Annotated in this window: 17 protein-coding genes; 5 read left to right on the top strand and 12 right to left on the bottom strand. The window is 42.4% G+C overall.

The window, feature by feature from the left end; all coding sequences use genetic code 11:
• Positions 1–98: 98 nt before the first annotated feature.
• On the top strand, positions 99–692 hold the full coding sequence (locus tag K6V26_RS27455) for an HU family DNA-binding protein (protein WP_009859605.1): 594 nt from the start codon (positions 99–101) through the stop codon (positions 690–692).
• A gap of 442 nt (positions 693–1,134) precedes the next feature.
• Here the strand turns inward: K6V26_RS27455 and K6V26_RS27450 are convergent, their stop codons facing one another.
• Complete coding sequence (locus tag K6V26_RS27450) at positions 1,135–2,289, bottom strand: AAA family ATPase (protein ID WP_009859606.1); 1,155 nt, start codon at positions 2,287–2,289, stop codon at positions 1,135–1,137.
• A 157-nt stretch (positions 2,290–2,446) separates the two neighbouring features.
• Between K6V26_RS27450 and K6V26_RS27445 the strand changes: the two genes are divergently transcribed.
• From K6V26_RS27445 to K6V26_RS27430, 4 genes are all read left to right on the top strand, one after another.
• On the top strand, positions 2,447–3,757 hold the full coding sequence (locus K6V26_RS27445; RefSeq protein WP_129698357.1) for an ATP-binding protein: 1,311 nt from the start codon (positions 2,447–2,449) through the stop codon (positions 3,755–3,757).
• A gap of 12 nt (positions 3,758–3,769) precedes the next feature.
• Complete coding sequence (locus K6V26_RS27440) at positions 3,770–5,839, top strand: cation:proton antiporter (RefSeq protein WP_129698356.1); 2,070 nt, start codon at positions 3,770–3,772, stop codon at positions 5,837–5,839.
• A gap of 82 nt (positions 5,840–5,921) precedes the next feature.
• Positions 5,922–6,668, top strand: coding sequence for an MlaE family ABC transporter permease (locus K6V26_RS27435; RefSeq protein WP_044215279.1), 747 nt, complete (start codon positions 5,922–5,924; stop codon positions 6,666–6,668).
• A 3-nt stretch (positions 6,669–6,671) separates the two neighbouring features.
• Positions 6,672–7,445, top strand: a complete 774-nt coding sequence (locus K6V26_RS27430; RefSeq protein ID WP_009859610.1) for an ABC transporter ATP-binding protein — start codon at positions 6,672–6,674, stop codon at positions 7,443–7,445.
• Between the two features lie 119 nt (positions 7,446–7,564).
• On the opposite strand, the gene K6V26_RS27425 is transcribed toward K6V26_RS27430, so the two are convergent.
• From K6V26_RS27425 to K6V26_RS27375, 11 genes are all read right to left on the bottom strand, one after another.
• A complete protein-coding gene (locus tag K6V26_RS27425) occupies positions 7,565–10,477 on the bottom strand; it encodes a M16 family metallopeptidase (protein WP_224264347.1) in 2,913 nt (970 codons plus the stop codon).
• A 148-nt stretch (positions 10,478–10,625) separates the two neighbouring features.
• A complete protein-coding gene (gene metK, locus K6V26_RS27420; protein ID WP_009859617.1) occupies positions 10,626–11,912 on the bottom strand; it encodes a methionine adenosyltransferase in 1,287 nt (428 codons plus the stop codon).
• A gap of 247 nt (positions 11,913–12,159) precedes the next feature.
• On the bottom strand, positions 12,160–12,351 hold the full coding sequence (locus tag K6V26_RS27415) for a hypothetical protein (protein WP_009859618.1): 192 nt from the start codon (positions 12,349–12,351) through the stop codon (positions 12,160–12,162).
• A gap of 55 nt (positions 12,352–12,406) precedes the next feature.
• The gene (gene folK / locus K6V26_RS27410) at positions 12,407–12,856 is read right to left on the bottom strand and encodes a 2-amino-4-hydroxy-6-hydroxymethyldihydropteridine diphosphokinase (protein ID WP_046146293.1); all 450 of its coding nucleotides are present in this window, start codon (positions 12,854–12,856) and stop codon (positions 12,407–12,409) included.
• 10 nt (positions 12,857–12,866) lie between these two features.
• Positions 12,867–13,916: a tRNA preQ1(34) S-adenosylmethionine ribosyltransferase-isomerase QueA gene (gene queA, locus K6V26_RS27405; protein ID WP_010800578.1), complete on the bottom strand. Its 1,050-nt coding sequence runs from the start codon at positions 13,914–13,916 to the stop codon at positions 12,867–12,869.
• Between the two features lie 114 nt (positions 13,917–14,030).
• Positions 14,031–14,738 (bottom strand): tRNA pseudouridine(55) synthase TruB, encoded by a 708-nt coding sequence (gene truB / locus K6V26_RS27400; protein ID WP_010800579.1) that lies wholly within the window; start codon positions 14,736–14,738, stop codon positions 14,031–14,033.
• Between the two features lie 6 nt (positions 14,739–14,744).
• A complete protein-coding gene (locus K6V26_RS27395) occupies positions 14,745–15,545 on the bottom strand; it encodes an undecaprenyl-diphosphate phosphatase (protein WP_009859622.1) in 801 nt (266 codons plus the stop codon).
• Positions 15,542–15,784, bottom strand: a complete 243-nt coding sequence (locus K6V26_RS27390) for a DUF3098 domain-containing protein (protein ID WP_009859623.1) — start codon at positions 15,782–15,784, stop codon at positions 15,542–15,544. Before K6V26_RS27390 ends, K6V26_RS27395 begins: the two co-directional genes overlap by 4 nt.
• A gap of 13 nt (positions 15,785–15,797) precedes the next feature.
• Positions 15,798–16,676, bottom strand: coding sequence for a cell division protein FtsX (locus K6V26_RS27385; RefSeq protein WP_010800580.1), 879 nt, complete (start codon positions 16,674–16,676; stop codon positions 15,798–15,800).
• Between the two features lie 267 nt (positions 16,677–16,943).
• Positions 16,944–17,459 carry a hypothetical protein gene (locus tag K6V26_RS27380; RefSeq protein WP_046146291.1) on the bottom strand — a complete coding sequence of 172 codons (516 nt, stop codon included), beginning with the start codon at positions 17,457–17,459 and terminating at the stop codon, positions 16,944–16,946.
• Between the two features lie 13 nt (positions 17,460–17,472).
• Positions 17,473–18,786 (bottom strand): hypothetical protein, encoded by a 1,314-nt coding sequence (locus tag K6V26_RS27375; RefSeq protein WP_224264346.1) that lies wholly within the window; start codon positions 18,784–18,786, stop codon positions 17,473–17,475.
• Positions 18,787–18,822: the final 36 nt, after the last annotated feature.

The raw sequence follows: 18,822 nt of genomic DNA, 5'->3' as shown, positions 1-18,822 counted from the left end.
TTTGATGATTGATTTCCTTTCGTTCAATGATTATTGAATGAATGGTTGTACGGGATGAAAATTTGTTTTGGCTGGTATTAATTTAAAACAAGATAGTAATGAGTTTAAAATTCGGATGGTACAAGACACCGGTCCCGGGAGACAGGGAAGACAAAAAGATTCCGCATGCACGGATCATTTCACAAGGTACGCTCGACACGAAGTATATGTGCAAGATGATCTCGATGTCGAGCACGATCTCATCGGCAGACGTAAAAGGGGTATTGGAAGCACTTAACTTCTGGATGGGGTTTCACCTGGCGGAAGGGAATAGCATCGAGCTGGACGGACTGGGGTATTTCACACCCACGCTGAAAAGCCGGACAGTAACGGATGAAAACGGTAAAGCCAAAGTCATCGCAGAAGCCGACACCGTCAGTTTCCGCTGTGCAACCTCCCTGAAAGAACAAGTCAGGGAAGCCGGACTGGAACAGGTGAAAAAGGCGAAAACAGAAAAACTCACACAGGAACAACGGCTGGAGAATATTATGAAAGAGGTGAATAAAAACAGATGTATCAACACCGGTACCTGCGTGCAGATAAATCATTACAGCCGGTTTATGGCCCTGAACGACCTGAAGTTACTGATAGACAGCAATAAGCTGGTTCAGATCGGCAGAGGGAAACAAACAATGTATATACGGTCATTTTAGCAGGGGTGAAATTTGTCATTTTGCGTTCTGTCTTTTATCTTTATTCGAAATTTCGCGGTGGCGAAAATAACCGCCGCGAAATTTCAGATTAATTCCGGTAATATGAAATTTTACCGATCCTTTCTAAAGAAGCAACGCAAACTGTCGGGTATGACATTGGAGATGTATTTCAGGGAAAAGCTGAAAGAACAGTAACTAACAACCTCAGCATAACTCTGCAATATTGCGTCATAAACGATAAAATAAGGTCATTATGAATAATAGAAGAATTGCTTCTGGTGCCAGAGTGACCCAGTACAAATATACGGCATTTATCTCTAAGTGCCGTATATTTGTACATATTTTCTTTCCCTACCTCGCTAAAAAATATGTTTTATAACTATTTGATTTTTTAGTATGGTCGCGTTGTTTTTGTGCACCTTTTTGAAATACTTAGTTTCGCCTATAAAAAAATGGATTTATTACCGTAAATTTGATTTATCCACATGGAAAACAGCTTATCGGTCACGGAAAACACTTTATTGATTTCAGTAATAATATCTTTTTCCAGCAGTTTTTTTACAGCTGACTGTACTGAACTTGCAGATGTCAGGCTATGTCGTTTTATAAACGATCCGGATGTAATACGCTCTGCTTCGCCGTCTTTGGCAATAGCATAGAGTAATTCTTTCTGTTTTTCAGGGATATTTGATAATATTTCACGGAAAATCGTATCATTCGCCGCAATCATGTTGTTGATAGCTGCCCGTATCATTTCCAGTGTACATATTTCCCCTTCCGGGGTATCGGCAAAAGCTTCGTTAAAAGTTTTCTGAATGTAGAACGTATGCCCTTTAAACAGGGTATAAACCCGTTCTACATCTGCAACCTCGATTTGGCGGTTCCGCTTCAGGAAATGTCCGACAATGAACGGGATATATATATCCGGAGCAATTGCGGTCAACTCAAGCATATCCGCACTATGATAAAAAGGGCGGGCGGCAGACAGGAACATCTCTTGCATCATATGCCGTTCGCTACCGGCAAAAATGAAATGGCTATTCCTTATTTTCTGAATGTGAGTACGCAACAAGGCTTCAATATTCTTTTCCGGATATTTGGCGATCTGCTGAAACTCGTCGATCGCCACGATACAGGGTTTGTCAGCCGCTTCCAGATAACGAAAAATCTCATCCAACGTATACTCGGGACGATCTATATCACCTAACTCTATATTAAATGTCGGTGTACCGGAAAGCGGATCAAATCCAAATTTTCCACTGATGGATTTCAGGGTTTGAATGAAAAGGTTTGTCATTTTCCGGCTGCGGGGCAACAAGGTTTCGTAAATCTCACGCCCTAACAAATAAGTAAATTCACGTAGCCCCGATGTATGCAGAATATCAATGAAAAAAGTGTAATATTCCTCCCTGATCTCCGGCTTCTCATAACAGAATTGAATCAGTCCCGTTTTACCCATACGGCGGGGAGATATAATAACCATATTGTTTCCGTTCGTGACAGACTTTATCAGGCGAGCCGATTCCTGTATACGATCACAAAAATATTCCGGTTCAATTTTACCGGTTACGATAAAGGGATTTACAACTTTTGCCATATACTCGATCTTTTCAGCAAATATAATTATTTAATTCGAATTATTCAAATCGAATAATTTTATTAGCCTCTAATAATGGTTTTCATTTGCATTATAAAAGAACAATAGTTACCTTTGTAACAGCCATTAAATTAATGACCATTAAAACAGTAAAGTCATGAAGTTTTACGATCGTACACAAGAGTTGGAATTACTTTGGGATATCAATAAACAATCACGAAACACTGCTTGTTTCACGGTGATGGTGGGACGCAGGCGCATCGGTAAAACCTCTTTATTGCTCGAAAGCATGAAAGGTGAAAAGTTTCTCTATCTCTTTGTTTCACGTAAAAGCGAAGTCCTTCTGTGTGAACAATTCCAGCAGGAAATAAAAGACAGTCTGGAACTGGAGATTTTCGGAAACGTAACTGAGTTTCGTATTTTATTCGAACAACTGATGATATATGCCACTCAAACACATTTCACACTGATCATCGATGAATTTCAGGAGTTTGACAATATTAACAGTTCCATTTTCAGTGATATTCAAAATATCTGGGATAGATACAAGGAGCAGGCAAAAATAAATTTTATCGCTTGCGGTTCGATATATTCCATGATGAAAAAAATTTTTGAAAATAACAAAGAACCTCTATTCGGGCGCCTTACTTCAAAAATCATTTTAAAGCCTTTCAGCGTTTCAACAATTAAAGAAATTTTGAAAGACTATAACCCGAAATATACCCCGGAAGATCTTCTGGCCTTTTATCTTATCACAGGCGGTGTTGCTAAATATGTAGCTTTACTAATGGAAGCCGGAGCTGTCACTTTCAATCAAATGATCCGCTATACCATTCGACCGGATTCTCCTTTTTTATCGGAAGGACGTGATTTGCTGATATCAGAGTTCGGACGCGAATATGCTACTTATTTTTCCATTTTACAATTAATAGCTTCCGGAAAGACCAGCCAAAGTGAAATAGATTCGATCATTGGAAAAAATACGGGCGCCTATCTGGCTAATCTCGAAAAAGAATATTCCCTGATCAACAGAAACAAACCGATGTTTTCAAAACCGGAAAGCCGCAACAGTCGCTGGTGCCTTAATGATAATTACCTGATGTTCTGGTTCCGTTTCATATTCCCGAATCTGTCAATGATTGAACTGGGAAAAAACAATATGCTGGAACAATTCATCTTAAAAAATTACGAACAATACAGCGGGCGCATCCTGGAACGCTATTTCAGGGATATGATAGCTGAAAGTGAAGACATCACGGATATCGGAAATTACTGGGATAACAAAGGTGAGAATGAAATAGACCTTATCGCCCTCAACCGATTCGAGAACAAGGCGTTAATAGCAGAAGTCAAACGAAATTTTCACAAGGTAAATATAGCCCGCCTATACGAAAAGGTTGCAACAATAAAAAAACAGTTGGCACATTATACGCTGGATATAAAAGGATTATCAATGCAAGATATGTAAATCTTTATAGATATGATATTACTCTCAAACATAGATTTCACCCTCCCGCTGGCTGATCCGGTATTGAAGTTCTTACTGATACTGCTGATCATCCTGGCCGCCCCGCTCCTGTTGAATAAACTCAGGGTTCCGCACCTGCTGGGACTGATCATTGCCGGAGCCATTATCGGGCCGAACGGTTTTAACCTTGTCCTGCGCGACAGCAGTATCATTCTTTCGGGGACGGCAGGGTTACTTTATATCATGTTCCTGGCCGGGCTGGAAATAGACATGGGGGATTTTAAGAAGAATAGCGGGAAAAGTCTTGTATTCGGGATGTATACGTTCCTGATCCCTATGATACTGGGGACGGTCGTTGGATTATGGGTGCTTGATTTCAGCATGGAGACGTCCGTACTGCTCGCCAGTATGTTCGCATCCCATACGCTGATCGCTTATCCGATCATCAGCAAGCTGGGGATCAGCAAAAACAATGCTGTCAGCATTACCGTCGGCGGGACCATGATCACGGATACGCTGGCTTTACTGGTGCTGACAATTATTGTCGGGATGGCGACAGGAAATGCCGACAACGCTTTCTGGATACGCCTGGGCGTTTCCATCGTTATTTTTGCCTTGATTGTGTTACTGGTGTTTCCCTTTATCGGACGATGGTTCTTCAAACGGGTACACGATAATATTTCGCAATATATATTCGTGCTGTCGATGGTGTTCTTCGGTGCATTCCTTGCCCAGTTAGCGGGGATGGAAGCGATCATCGGCTCTTTCCTTGCCGGACTGGCCCTGAACAGGCTGATCCCGCAGAGTTCGCCGCTGATGAACCGTGTAGAGTTTGTCGGGAACGCGATCTTTATCCCCTTCTTCCTGCTGAGTGTGGGGATGCTGATCGATTACCGGGTTTTCTTTACCAGCTTCGAAACGATCAAGGTCGGTATGGTTATGATCATCGTGGCTACGGCGGCAAAATATGCGGCAGCCTGGCTGACACAAAAGACCTTCCGCCTGTCGGTCGACCAGCGGAGTGTTATTTTCGGACTGAGCAACGCCCAGGCGGCAGCTACACTGGCAGCCGTCATGGTCGGGTATAACGTGATCCTGGGAACCGACGCCAACGGTGCTCCCATACGGCTCCTGAATGAAAGCGTACTGAACGGTACGATCCTGATGATCCTGGTGACCTGCGCCATCGCCTCCTTCTCCGCCCAGAAAGGAGCGCATAATATAGCGATGAAGGAATCCGGTGAGGAGACAGAAGACAAAGATACGAAGGACGAACATATCCTGATCCCCGTCAGCAATGAGGAGACGGTTGAAGAACTGGTCAACCTCAGCCTTGCCATAAAATCAAAAACGAATACCAGCGGATTATATGCCCTCAAAGTGATAGACAACCAGAATTCGGACGACAAGACGCTGAAGTCCTCCAAACGGGTATTACAGACCGCCGTCGATACCGCCGCGGCCACCGACACCCGGCTGAAAGGTTTACTCCGCTACGACCTGAGCATCTCCAACGCCATTACCAGCGTCGTGAAAGAACGGGAGATAACCGACCTGGTCCTCGGATTGCATAAGGAAAAGGACATACCGGCAGCATTCCTGGGAAATATTGTTGAAAACGTATTACAGCACAGCAGCGTAACGACCTTCATCTACAAACCGGTACAGCCGCTGGCCACTATCAAACGCCACCTGATTATCCTGCCGGACCGGGCGGAAAAGGAGATCGGCTTCATACCGGTCATGAACCGGGTATGGAACGTGTTGCAGAATACCGGGGCAAAAGTCGTGTTCTACGGTTCGGAGGATACGCTGAAAGCCATCAAAAAACTCTTCGCCAAAAGAGCGGGAGAAATATCATATGTAAACTTCAGCGACTGGGATGATTTCCTGATCGTGTTCCGGGATGTGAAAGCGGACGACAGCATGTGGGTGATCTTCAGCCGGAAAGAAGGCTATTCCTACGACCCCGTAATGCCACGTATCCCCGGCTATCTGAACAAGTATTTCCAGAGTAACAGCTTCATCCTCTCCTACCCGATCCAGGCTAGTATGGACGAAGGGACACGGTACCTGACGTGAAAACAAATCATAAACAGTGAACAGTAGTTGACATATTTCAGTTATATTTGCAGACTGGAACAGATAAGTAATCAAGAAAATAATGAATAAAGCGTTACATAGAATGGGAGAATATGTCATGTTGATGGGGAAATCCATATCAATACCTGACAGATGGAGCATGTTCTTCAAACAATTGATAAAAGAGATATATAAGCTGGGTGTCGACTCTCTCTGGATCGTGGTTATCATTTCGGTATTTATCGGTACGGTTATCGCCATCCAGATATCATTGAATATCAGTTCACCGCTGATCCCTAAATTTACGATCGGGTATACGACCCGCGAAATTATCCTGCTGGAGTTTTCATCCTCCATCATGGCACTGATCCTTGCTGGTAAAGTAGGTAGCAACATTGCCTCCGAAATAGGAACCATGCGTGTAACGGAGCAGATCGATGCGATGGAAATTATGGGAGTCAATTCGGCTAACTTCCTGATTATGCCGAAAATTGCCGGACTGATGATCTTTATTCCGGTACTGGTTATTTTCAGTATGTTTACAGGAATTATGGGAGGTATAGCCGCCAGCCATTCGACAGGAACAGGTATGACGCCGGCCTCTTTCGAATACGGGTTGCAGTTTTATTTCAATGAATTCTATATCTGGTATTCTATTATAAAATCTGTCGTTTACGCCTTTATAATCTCATCGATAGCCGCTTATTTCGGTTATTATGTGAAAGGAGGGGCACTCGAAGTCGGTAAAGCGAGTACGAATGCTGTTGTAATGAGCAGTATCATGATCCTGCTGGCAGACGTAATAATGACCCATTTAATGCTTACGTAAGAAATGATAGAAGTAAAAAACATAACGAAATCATTTGAAGGCCGCACAGTGCTGAATGATATCAGCGCCGTTTTTGAAACAGGGAAGACCAATCTGATCATCGGACGAAGCGGTTCCGGGAAAACGGTCCTGATCAAAAATATCATCGGCCTGATGAAACCGGATTCGGGTGAGATCCTGTATGACGGGCGCGACCTTACCTCCATGGATAAATTAGAATTGAACATGCTTCGCAGGGAAATGGGCATGCTGTTCCAGGGGTCTGCCTTGTTCGACAGCATGACGGTTCTTGAAAATGTGATGTTCCCGCTCAATATGTTCTCTAATGATTCTTATAAAGAAAGAGAAAAAAGAGCCATGTTCTGCCTGGAACGCGTGAATCTTTCGGAAGCGGAACATCTGTATCCGTCAGAGATCAGCGGTGGTATGATGAAACGTGCCGCTATTGCCCGTGCGATCGCATTGAACCCTAAATATCTTTTTTGCGACGAACCCAACTCCGGACTGGACCCTAAAACGTCCCTGCTGATAGACGACCTGATCCACGATATTACAACGGAATATAAGATGACCACGGTTATCAACACCCATGACATGAACTCCGTAATGAATATCGGGGAAAACATCATCTTCATCAAAGAAGGTGTTAAAGAATGGCAGGGAACAAAAGACCAGGTCATCACCTCCAACAACAAAGCCCTCAACGACTTCATCTTCGCATCCGACCTGTTCCGGAAAGTCAAGGAGGTGGAGATGCATCAGGATGATGGAATTTGAGAATTGAAAATTAAAAATTGAACATTGAAAATTATTCGATAGGAAAAGAAAGACGGTTGTTAAATCAAATGAGTATTTAACAACCGTCTTTTTAATTTCTAATTTTTAATTTTCAATTCTCAATATCCAAATATCTCTTCTTTACTCAGTTTCGTTACCGGTCCGTACTGTTCCAGGGACTTCAGATCCAGATCCTTTTCATCTCCCAGTACACAATAGGTATAGGTACGTCCTTTCACCCACTTCTCCTGGAAGGCTTTGATATCGGCAAGGGTCATGGAAGGTACTTTTTCAAACAGTTCCTTCCTGCTGTCGGTATTCAATCCCAAATCCTGTGCATTCAGATACGACCATAAGACTCCGGATTTTGTGATACGTTCCGTACGCATACGGGTTATCAAAGCTTCTTTTGCCAGATTGAACGCTTTTTCTGACTCCGGCATATTGTTGATAATATCATCAAAGGCTTTCATTGCGTCGATCATTTTATCATTCTGTGTAGCAATAAACGTACGGTATACATACGGATATTTCAATTTCGAAGGAGTGATAAGATATGCCCCTGCAGAATAAGCCAGTCCGCGGGCTTCACGCATTTCCTGAAATACGATCGCATTCATTCCGCCGCCGAAATATTCATTGTACATGTTTAATGTCGGCTCGATCGACGGATCGAATTTCTCGCCACGATTGGATACGGCTGAGAAATAAATCTGTTTGGCATCATATTGTGCCAACAAAACTTTATTTTTCGGTGTTTCCTGTTGCTTGAACTCCGTTGCGGCCGGAACAGGAACAAGTTTTTCCGGAACATTATGATACTGTTTAACGATATCCAGTAAAGCCTGCGGTTTTTCAGGCCCGTAATACAGTATCTTATGTTCATAAGTATTTATCTTATGGATACGGTCGACCAATTCCTGAGGATCCATCTGTTGTAATTCAGCTGTAGAAAGGACATGTGTAGCCGGAGATTGCGGTCCCCAGATAGCATATTGAATCAGTTTATTGAAATTCTGTCCCTGGTTCAATTTAGCATCCGTCCGTTTTTTCAGAATATCGTCAGCCAGATTACCGTAAGTATCCTTGTCCACTTGGGCATCAGCCAGAATCTCCTCAAAGAGAGCCATTGCTTTCGGCATATTTTCCTTTAGGCCTTCCAGCATAACATACGTGCGATCCGCTCCCGGGAAAACATTGAAGTAGCATGCCAAACGATAAAATTCTTCATTGATCTCTTTCAGGCTTTTCTTTGAAGTACCGAGATATTTCATATATTCGAAAGCCGTACCCATCGCCTTATCGTTGTTCGTTCCCATCTCAAAGACATACATCAGAGAAAAAACATCGTTCGTCATATTCTGTTTGTAAAGAACAGGAATATCCGACTTTGCTGTCAGCTTCTGCAAATCCTTGTCATAATCGAGAAATACAGGTTCTATCGGAGCGACCTCTACTGCCTGTATTTCCTTAAGGAACGCGCTTGAGCTGTCGCGGTTCATTACGATAGGAGTAATTTTAGGTTTGTCGATTTTCTTCTCATTCGGATCCTTGCCCTCTCTTTTGTAGATCAAAGCATAATTATCTCCGAAATACTTATTGGCAAAGTCGACGATCTGTTGTTTGGTCACTTTACTTAAACGTTCCAACTGAGCCACCTCGTCTTTCCAGTCAACACCATTTATAAAAGCAGAAACAAACATATCTGCCCGGCTACTGTTATTATCCAGGCGATACATTTGCATCAGTTTATAATTATTGATCGCAGCCTCCAGCAAACCTTCATCGAAATCTCCCTTTTTCAGTTTATCTATCTCTGCAAGGAAAAGATCTTTCACATCGTCCAGTGTTTGCCCTTGTTTCGGACGGCCACTCATTACAAATGCATTATAATCGGCCATACCATAAGTGCCTGCATAACAACTCAGTACTTTCTGCTGTTGAACCAGATCCACATCCAGCAAACCGGCTTTGCCGTTATTTACGATTTCGCCGGTGAGGTTCAGCAAATCTTCTTCCGGAGACGATGCGCCCGGGAAACGCCATCCCAAAGTCACATTTTCCGCATCCACGCCTAATACTTCTTTCACAACCGGAGCCTTGACGGGTGATTCATGGGTTACCGGCAACTTCGGTAAATTCGGGTTCGGTTGCAGATGACCGAAATATTTATTGATAACCTCAATTGTTTTATCCGGGTCAAAGTCGCCCGACATACAAATTGCCATATTATTCGGCACATACCAGGTATTATGATAGTTCTTTATATTGGTAATCGAAGGATTCTTGAGGTTTTCCTGAGTACCCAGTACTGTCTGGGTTCCATAAGGATGATCCGGGAAAAGAGCGCTCAAAACGGCCTCATATACTTTACGACCATCGCTGGTTAAAGACATGTTCTTTTCTTCATAAACGGTTTCCAGTTCCGTATGGAAACCACGGATTACATTGTTTTCAAAGCGGTCCGCCTGGATTTTAGCCCAGTTGTCGATCTGATTGGAAGGAATATCTTCTGTATAGACAGTCATATCAAATCCCGTATAAGCATTGGTGCCATTGGCTCCGATAGCAGCCATCAGCTTATCGTACTCATTGGGAATAGCATATTTGGACGCTTCATACGAAATACTGTCGATCTGATGATAGATTTCTTTCCTTTCGGCCTCATCGGTAGTCTTCCGGTAAACTTCAAACAGTTGTTCGATTTGATCGAGCAGCGGCTTTTCCATTTCATAATTCTGAGTACCAAACTTTTGTGTACCCTTAAACATCAGATGTTCAAAGTAATGCGCTAACCCGGTTGTTTCAGCCGGGTCGTTTTTTCCACCAACTTTGACTGCGATATAAGTCTGGATACGCGGTGTCTCTTTGTTCACTGTCAAATAGACTTTCAAGCCGTTGTCCAACGTGTAGATACGTGCTTTCATAGGATCGTTAGGGACTGACTCGTACTTAAACGGGGAGGTCTCCTTACATGCTGCCGCCAGTAATATAATCACGGCCAGCGAAAGAAACGAAATAATTTTACGCATAAGATTTAGATTTAGGAATTCTATGGCGCCAAATATAGGAAAATATACTCTAAAAAATCCTGTAAGTGATAAAATACTTAAGGTCTATATAAAAAAACCGGTTATGGCATTGTTCCATAACCGGTTTTACATTTTATATCTTCAGAAATCAGATTCCGAATGCTTCTTTCACTTTATCTACATAATCCAACTTTTCCCAGGTAAACAACTCTACTTCGCAGACTGTCGGCTGTGGGTTATAGCGGGATATAAACGTTTTGGTAACCGTTTCCGGCTTACGCCCCATATGACCGTAAGAGGCTGTTTCCAGATAGATCGGGTTACGCAGTTTCAGGCGTTCTTCAATGGCTTTCGGGCGCATATCGAAAAGATCCCAGATCTTTTCAGCGATTTCGCCGTCTGTCATTTTTACATTTGCACGGCCGAAGGTATTCACGAAGATGTTCATCGGTTTGGCGACACCGATTGCATAAGATACCTGTACCAGCATTTCATCAGCCACACCGGCAGCCACCAGGTTTTTGGCGATATGACGGGCAGCATAAGCGGCAGAACGGTCAACCTTCGAAGGGTCTTTACCGGAGAATGCTCCACCACCGTGAGCACCTTTTCCACCGTATGTATCCACAATGATCTTACGTCCGGTCAATCCGGTATCACCATGAGGGCCACCGATCACGAACTTGCCGGTCGGATTCACATGGTAAATGATATCATCATTGAACAAAGCCTGTACATGAGCCGGATACTGGGCTTTTACGCGCGGTACCAGGATACTCTTTACATCGGCTGCAATCTTCTTCTGCATAGCGATATCGGCTTCTTCCTGGCTAATGCCTTTCGGACCGATAAACTCGTCATGCTGAGTCGATACAACGATCGTATCGATGCGCAACGGCTTGCCGTTGTCATCATATTCAATAGTGACCTGGCTCTTTGCATCCGGACGGAGATAAGGCATCAGGTCGTTTTCGTTCTTGCGGATCTTAGCCAGTTCCCATAACAGGCTGTGTGAGAGATCGAGAGCCAGAGGCATGTAATTCTCTGTTTCATTGGTCGCATAGCCGAACATCATACCCTGGTCGCCGGCACCCTGGTTATAAGGGTCTTCGCGTTCCACACCACGATTGATATCGCCACTCTGTTCATGGATAGAAGAGAATACGCCACATGATTTCGCTTCAAACTGGTATTCACTCTTGGTGTAACCAATTTTTTCGATCACGCTGCGTGCAACATCCTGCACATCTACATAAGCACTTGATTTAACTTCTCCAGCCAAGACAACCTGTCCGGTTGTAACAAGGGTTTCGCAAGCAACTTTCGAGCTCTTGTCATACGCAAGAAACTCATCCAGCAAAGCATCCGATATCTGATCGGCTACTTTATCGGGGTGCCCTTCGGACACCGATTCGGAGGTGAATAAATAACTCATTACTTTTTAATTGAAAATTGAAAATTGAAAATTGAAAATTAGTAGGGACTAAAGAACGATGTTCAATTAACAACGGGTTATTAATTAATAATGAATTGATAACGGAAGGACCATATATGCCGAACGGCTAAGAAAAGTATCTTGTTTTTAGCATTTTTTCCTGTGGTTGCAAGCAATACAAATCTATCCACATCAATTCGGATGCAAAGATAAGAATAATTGACAATTCAAAATTGAAAATTGAAAATTATTTTTTCTTTTTAGTATTCCGAAGTGCTTTCTTGTACTTATACTCGGCTTTCATTTTGGCAGAGCCTGATTTATGGGTACCTCTCAGAAAGTCAGAATATTTGATTTTCTTGTCGCCGGTATTTTCGTCGCTGGCTTTTTTCTTGAAAACCATTCCTCCACCGGTCAGGATTTTTTCTATATCGTTCATTGCTTTATCTTTTATATTTATGTGAAAACAGTGCGAAGTTACAAAATGTTGCCTTTTATAACAGAGATATAACAGGCTTTTTAAATACGGGATGAATTACATTCGGGGCAATTTCGGCCAAAGGTTCCATCACGAACAGACGCTCATGCATCAGCGGATGCGGCAAAGTCAGCTCCGGAGTTTGCAGGACCAGGTCTTCATACAGCAGAATATCGATATCGATGATACGGTCATGATAGGCACCGTTACTTTTCTGCGTACGCCCCATCTCTATCTCGATCTCCTGGGTCGCTTTTAAAAGTTCAAGCGGAGACAGGGATGTATCAAGCTGTAAAGCTGCATTCAGGAACGTATTTTCGGACTGAAACCCCCAGGGTTCGGTTTCATAAAAACCGGAAAGGGCGAGAACGTCTCCCACCCTTTCAGCTAACAGCGCTGCGGCCGTTATCATATTCCGTCTTTTATTCCCTATGTTCGTACCTAAAGCCAGGTATGCGATAGCCATAAACCTTGTCTTAGATAATCAACATTGCGTCACCATAGGCACCGAAACGGTATCCTTCTTTCAGGGCTACCTCATAGGCATCCATAATCAGATCGTATCCTCCGAATGAAGCAGTCATCATCAGAAGAGTCGACAGCGGCATATGGAAGTTGGTGATCATGCTGGTAGCCACACTGAAATCGTAAGGAGGGAAAATGAACTTATTGGTCCATCCTTCGAATTCTTTCAGATGTCCGTCGGTACTTACTGCCGTTTCAATCGCACGCATCACGGAAGTTCCGACAGCACAGATCTGACGACCGTCGTCCTTACCCTCGTTCACAATACTCACAACATCTCCGTTCACGACCATCTGTTCGGAATCCATCTTATGCTTTGTCAAATCTTCCACGTCGATTTCACGGAAGTTTCCTAATCCGGAATGAACGGTCAGGAAAGCAAAACGGCAATCCTTAATCTCCAGACGTTTCATCAATTCGCGGCTGAAATGCAGACCGGCTGCCGGAGCAACCACCGCACCTTCTTCCGTAGCGAAAATGTTCTGGTAGCGGTCTTCATCATCGGCTTCCACCGGACGGTCGATATATTTAGGTAGCGGGGTTTCACCCAACGCATACAATGCTTTTTTAAATTCATCATGATTACCGTCATACAAGAAACGCAGAGTACGACCACGGGAGGTTGTATTGTCAATCACTTCGGCAACCATCGAATCGTCTTCTCCGAAATAAAGTTTATTACCGATACGGATCTTACGGGCCGGATCGACCAACACGTCCCAAAGACGAAGATCTTCGTTCAGTTCACGCAACAAAAACACTTCAATACGTGCACCGGTCTTTTCTTTGTTACCATATAAACGGGCTGGGAAAACTTTTGTGTTGTTGAAGATAAATACATCTTTTTCTCCAAAATATTCCAACAGGTCTTTAAATACTTTGTGTTCGATCTCCCCGGTGTTGCGGTGTACAACCATCAAACGGGACTCATCCCTGTTCTTTGCGGGATGAAGAGCGATCAGTTCCTGCGGCAAGTTAAATTTGAATTTAGATAGCTTCATAATGTTACTTTATTTATTTTCTTTTTATTCTTATCATTTATCAGACTAATTCCCGTGCCCGACACGGGATCGCATTGGAACAGACCATATCGCTTGTTCCTTTGCGGCCTCGCATCAAGTGCGGGGACAAGCCTCTTCTACCGCTTCATCCAGAAAAGCATCGATATCTTCCGGATTCATGCACTTATCCAATGTTATATCTCCGATCCGGGTACGTTCCAATCCGATCAGATGGGCACCCGAATTCAGGGCTACACCGATATCGCGCGCCAAAGCACGGATATAAGTACCTTTACTACACACCACACGGATCTTAATGACCGGCAGGTTGCATTCCAGCAACTCCATCTCATCGATCACCAGTGTCTTCGACTTCAACTCCACTTCTTCACCTTTACGCGCCAGTTCATAGGCACGTTTCCCATCCACTTTGCAGGCCGAAAAGACCGGCGGAATCTGCTGTATCGTTCCTACAAACGAATTCAGTACCTCTTCCACCCTCTCCCGGGTTATATGTTCCGTCGGATATACGGCGTCTATCTCCTTTTCCAGGTCAAAAGAAGGGGTCGTTTCTCCCAGCTTCAGGGTAGCGACATATTCTTTCGTCTGATACTGGAATTCGTCGATCCTTTTGGTTGCCCTGCCGGTACAAACGATCATCACTCCGGTAGCCAGCGGATCGAGCGTTCCGGCATGTCCGACTTTTATTTTTTTTACTTTCAGCTTCCGCGATAATTTATAGCGGAACTTGTTCACCAGATCGAACGAAGTCCACGTCAGCGGCTTGTTAAAATATAATACCTCTCCTGCAATAAAATCCATTCTAATTTACTTCATCAATGTGCATGCAATAGTAACCAGACCGGCTATTGCACAATAAATAGCAAAGTAGATCAACTTTCCTTTCTTCACGATATTGATCATCCACTTACAAGCCAGACAACCGGACAGGAAAGCCGCTACAAAACCGACAACCAGCGAAAGCGTCGGGATATCCCCGGCGATATCTTCACCTTTTACCAGCTTCAATACATCCAACAGGGCTTCTCCCAAAATCGGAGGAATCACCATCAGGAAGGAGAACTGAGCCAGTTTCGCCTTATTATTACCCAGTAACAAACCTGTGGCAATCGTTGTTCCGGAACGTGAAAGTCCGGGCAAGACGGCACAAGCCTGAGACAAGCCGATAATAAAAGCATCTTTCATCGAAATACTTTCTTTCTGCCGGGGTTTTGCATAATAAGAGAAGGCCAGCAACGCCGCTGTCACCAACAACATGCAACCGACTATCAGCAAACCCGATCCGAAAATAGATTCGACCGTATCTTTGAAAAACACTCCGACAATACCGATCGGTATCATGGAGATCAGGATATTGATCGCATAACGTGTCTCACTGTTCATCTGAAATTTGAACAAGCCGCGAAATATCCATTCGATCTCTTTCCAGAGTATAACTAATGTACTAAATACCGTAGCCACATGGACTACGATTGTAAATGCCAGATTCTCTTCTCCTTCAATTCCAAACAGCGCCGATCCGATAGCCAGATGTCCGCTGCTGCTTACGGGAAGATACTCCGTCAGTCCCTGTACAATCCCCAGCACCAAGGCTTCCAACCAACTCATTCTGCGATTTCTTTACCTTTGCTGTTTTTCAGGATTCCTACAATCATCAGGCCGAACCCGATCACAGTTACTACCGGAGCAACAACGATACGACGTGTACTGAATATTTCCGGGTTAAAACTGGTCGTATCACCAGAACCGCCGCCACTCATCAACATAAAACCCACAATGATCACCGCCACTGCAACCGCGATCAGAATAAAATTTTCTTTTCCGAAAGCAAAATCTCTCTTAGCCATCTCTCTTTGTTTATTATATATAATACAACTTATCAACACCCATACGGAGGTACTTGTTTACAGCAAATACGGTAGCCGTTACCGACAACAGGATTCCCAGCAGGAACACCGCCGCATATACAACCAGTAAAGCCTTCACATCCAATAGCTGGATAAAACCGTCCAATTCGTGTTGTAAATAATATAACGAACCGGTCAGCATTAATATTGCCAGGATGGATGCAAAAATACCGCTTACCACATTATAGCGCACAAAAGGGCGCCGGATAAACCCGGAAGTAGCTCCCACCAATTTCATTGTATGGATCAAAAAACGTTTGGAATAAATCAGCAAACGGATCGTATTGCTGATCAGGACAAACGATATAGCCATCAGCATAACAGCCAATGTGAGCAGGATAATGCTCAAGCGTTTCATATTATCGTTCACCATCTGCATCATATCCTTCCGGTAAAGCAGGTCGGATACAGAGGTATATGTTTTGATTTTCTTTTCGATATGCTGCAGGCTGTCCGGGTTTGCATATTCGGAATGCAGCTTCACTTCGATAGATGCCTGCAACGGATTAAAGCCGAGGAAAGTTTCCGGATTCTCACCCAATTCTTCTTCCAGTTCCTTCGCAGCCTGTTCTTTCGATATATATTCGGTAGATTTGATAAAAGGAAGCGCGTCCAGGCTCTTCTGCATCCTCTTGATATCAGCTTCTTTCTGATTGTCTTTCAATACAATAGAAAATGATATATTTTCCCTGACATAAACCGACAACTGGTTTCCAAGCAACCCCATCAACAAAATCAACCCGAGCAGGAAAAGCACCAGGGCGATACTTATGATGGAAGTAAGACGAGAATTAAAGAAAGAAACCGAGTTAACCTTATTATTTTCAGCCATCAGACGTAACCTTATTATTATTCAATAAATTGGGGAGATACGCACAGGGTGCATACCTCCCAATTTTTCTGCAAAGAAAAAAAGAATTTATGGAACAGCCTCTGGTTTATAATTATTTAACCAATTAAAGACAATTACCAAAAGAATTCCAAATGATTCTAGGCATGCAAACCTACCGATTAAAAGCATATAGAAACTTGAAAAAACGGGAAATGGCGAGATTCACATCTGACCATTCCCTTATCAGTGTGTTTATAAAAATGTATGTCACTTTCTTTCCCTGTATCGTATAGCAACCCAGACATGCACTGCTCCCCAGGTAAAAGTCTCCTTATCTTTTTCCTCTATTTCAAAATAAGGGCGAAGATCCATTTTCATCAATTCCTCCCCAAAACCTTTAAGATACTCTTCAGACATTTGCGTAAATACCTCCGGCTTTAACATAATGCTATACGCAAATATCTTCATGTTCTTATCGAAATAAATTGAATAAGATGGTCCATATTTCTTTAACCAATCTCTTTTATCACTCCAATCCCGATCCGTGAAATAAGATTCCAGCATTGAATGCATTTTCTTGCCAAACAACCCATGAATGTCAGATTCAGGTGTGCTACGAAAACTTCCGGAATTACCTTCCGGTTTTGGAAAAGACGGAACGCGTAGAACAATACGTTTTTCAAACTTCTTAGATACCTCAAAATATCTCAAATCAGGAATATTCTGAGCATTCATACTACATATTCCGATCAAACAAATTAATATAAGATTAAGTCTCTTCATATTTTCAATATATTTAAAATAATACACTATACGTAATCAATAATTGCGGCAGAATAGATTTATCTACAATGCCAGGATAACCTGTCCATCGCTCCAAAAAATCGAAATAGAGTTGAATATCTATATCAGATATAGATTTTCGATCACACATATCAAGTATAAAATCCTGATATTGACCCATAAACTGGTCATCCATATTAAAACTACCAATAAAAGCTCCACCTTCTGCACGATGTGCCACCAAGTCCCTTAACACTTTTGCTTCAAACTCAAAATTCTTATATTTATTCAACATTCGATCACCATACTCTATCGCTTGAGCCGCATGTATAAGTTCTTCATCAAAATATATATTGAGTATATCTGTCTCCGTTCTATAAGAAATCGTATTTGTTGACTTATCATATTGTGCATTCACACCTATCATAGGATCCATTTTTATATACAACGTTTTACGACTAAGAAGAAAATACAGTCTTTCAAAAACAGGAGTTGTTGCAAACTTATCAACAACAGATATTATTCTGTCCCGTTCTTGATCTCTAACTTCTGTAACAATTTTACAAGTCCTATTAAATCTCTCGGTCGGGGTATTACCCATCGGATGAGTGTCACCGCCTCCTCCCCCCCATGCTTGTTGATTTGATACATATATATCATCAACAACGACATTTGCCGGAGAATCTACATGATCTATAAACTCAAATTCATGAGTTCTATAGTATTCATTCCAACAATGAGTGCCGGAACTGGTAGCCTTTTTCCCTTCAAACTCTATTTCGATTGTATAGTTTACACAATATGTAACTAAAACACCAGAGCGCGTTTGTAAATCATCACTTAGTTCATGAAAATGATATTGATAATTCATTTCTTCCGAGAACATTTTTTGATTAAAATAATCAAATCCCCATTCTAAATCCATTTTAGTTTTAGAAAGCATCTCTTTAGTAAGAACTATATTGGAAACGATATTATTATGAGCAAAAAACACCCAAAGCGTATTTATCTGTTTCTGCTGTCCTAATTTAATCGGTGTAATAATTATAGTTTCTTCTTTATCAATAGTAACAACTATAGATTCTTGCCACACAGGTTGTCCATAATTAGCTATAAATGCTGAAGAAAAGTTCTTTTGTTCATTTAGGTCTTTCAGTCCCAGTGTAATTTCACTAATAGCAGGTGCTGTTCCGCTATATGTAAAAAAAGCGTTTTCAGCAACTGTTCTCAAATTTATATCCTCTTCATTTTTACATGTTAACATCAATCCTAATAGAAGCAGACACTTGATGAAAACAAATAATTTTAAACTTTTTATTTTTTTCATAACAAACTCGATTTAGGTTTACAACACTTAAAAATA

Source organism: Parabacteroides goldsteinii (assembly GCF_020091425.1).
GTDB lineage: Bacteria > Bacteroidota > Bacteroidia > Bacteroidales > Tannerellaceae > Parabacteroides > Parabacteroides goldsteinii.
This window is presented reverse-complemented; position numbering and strand designations above follow the sequence as displayed.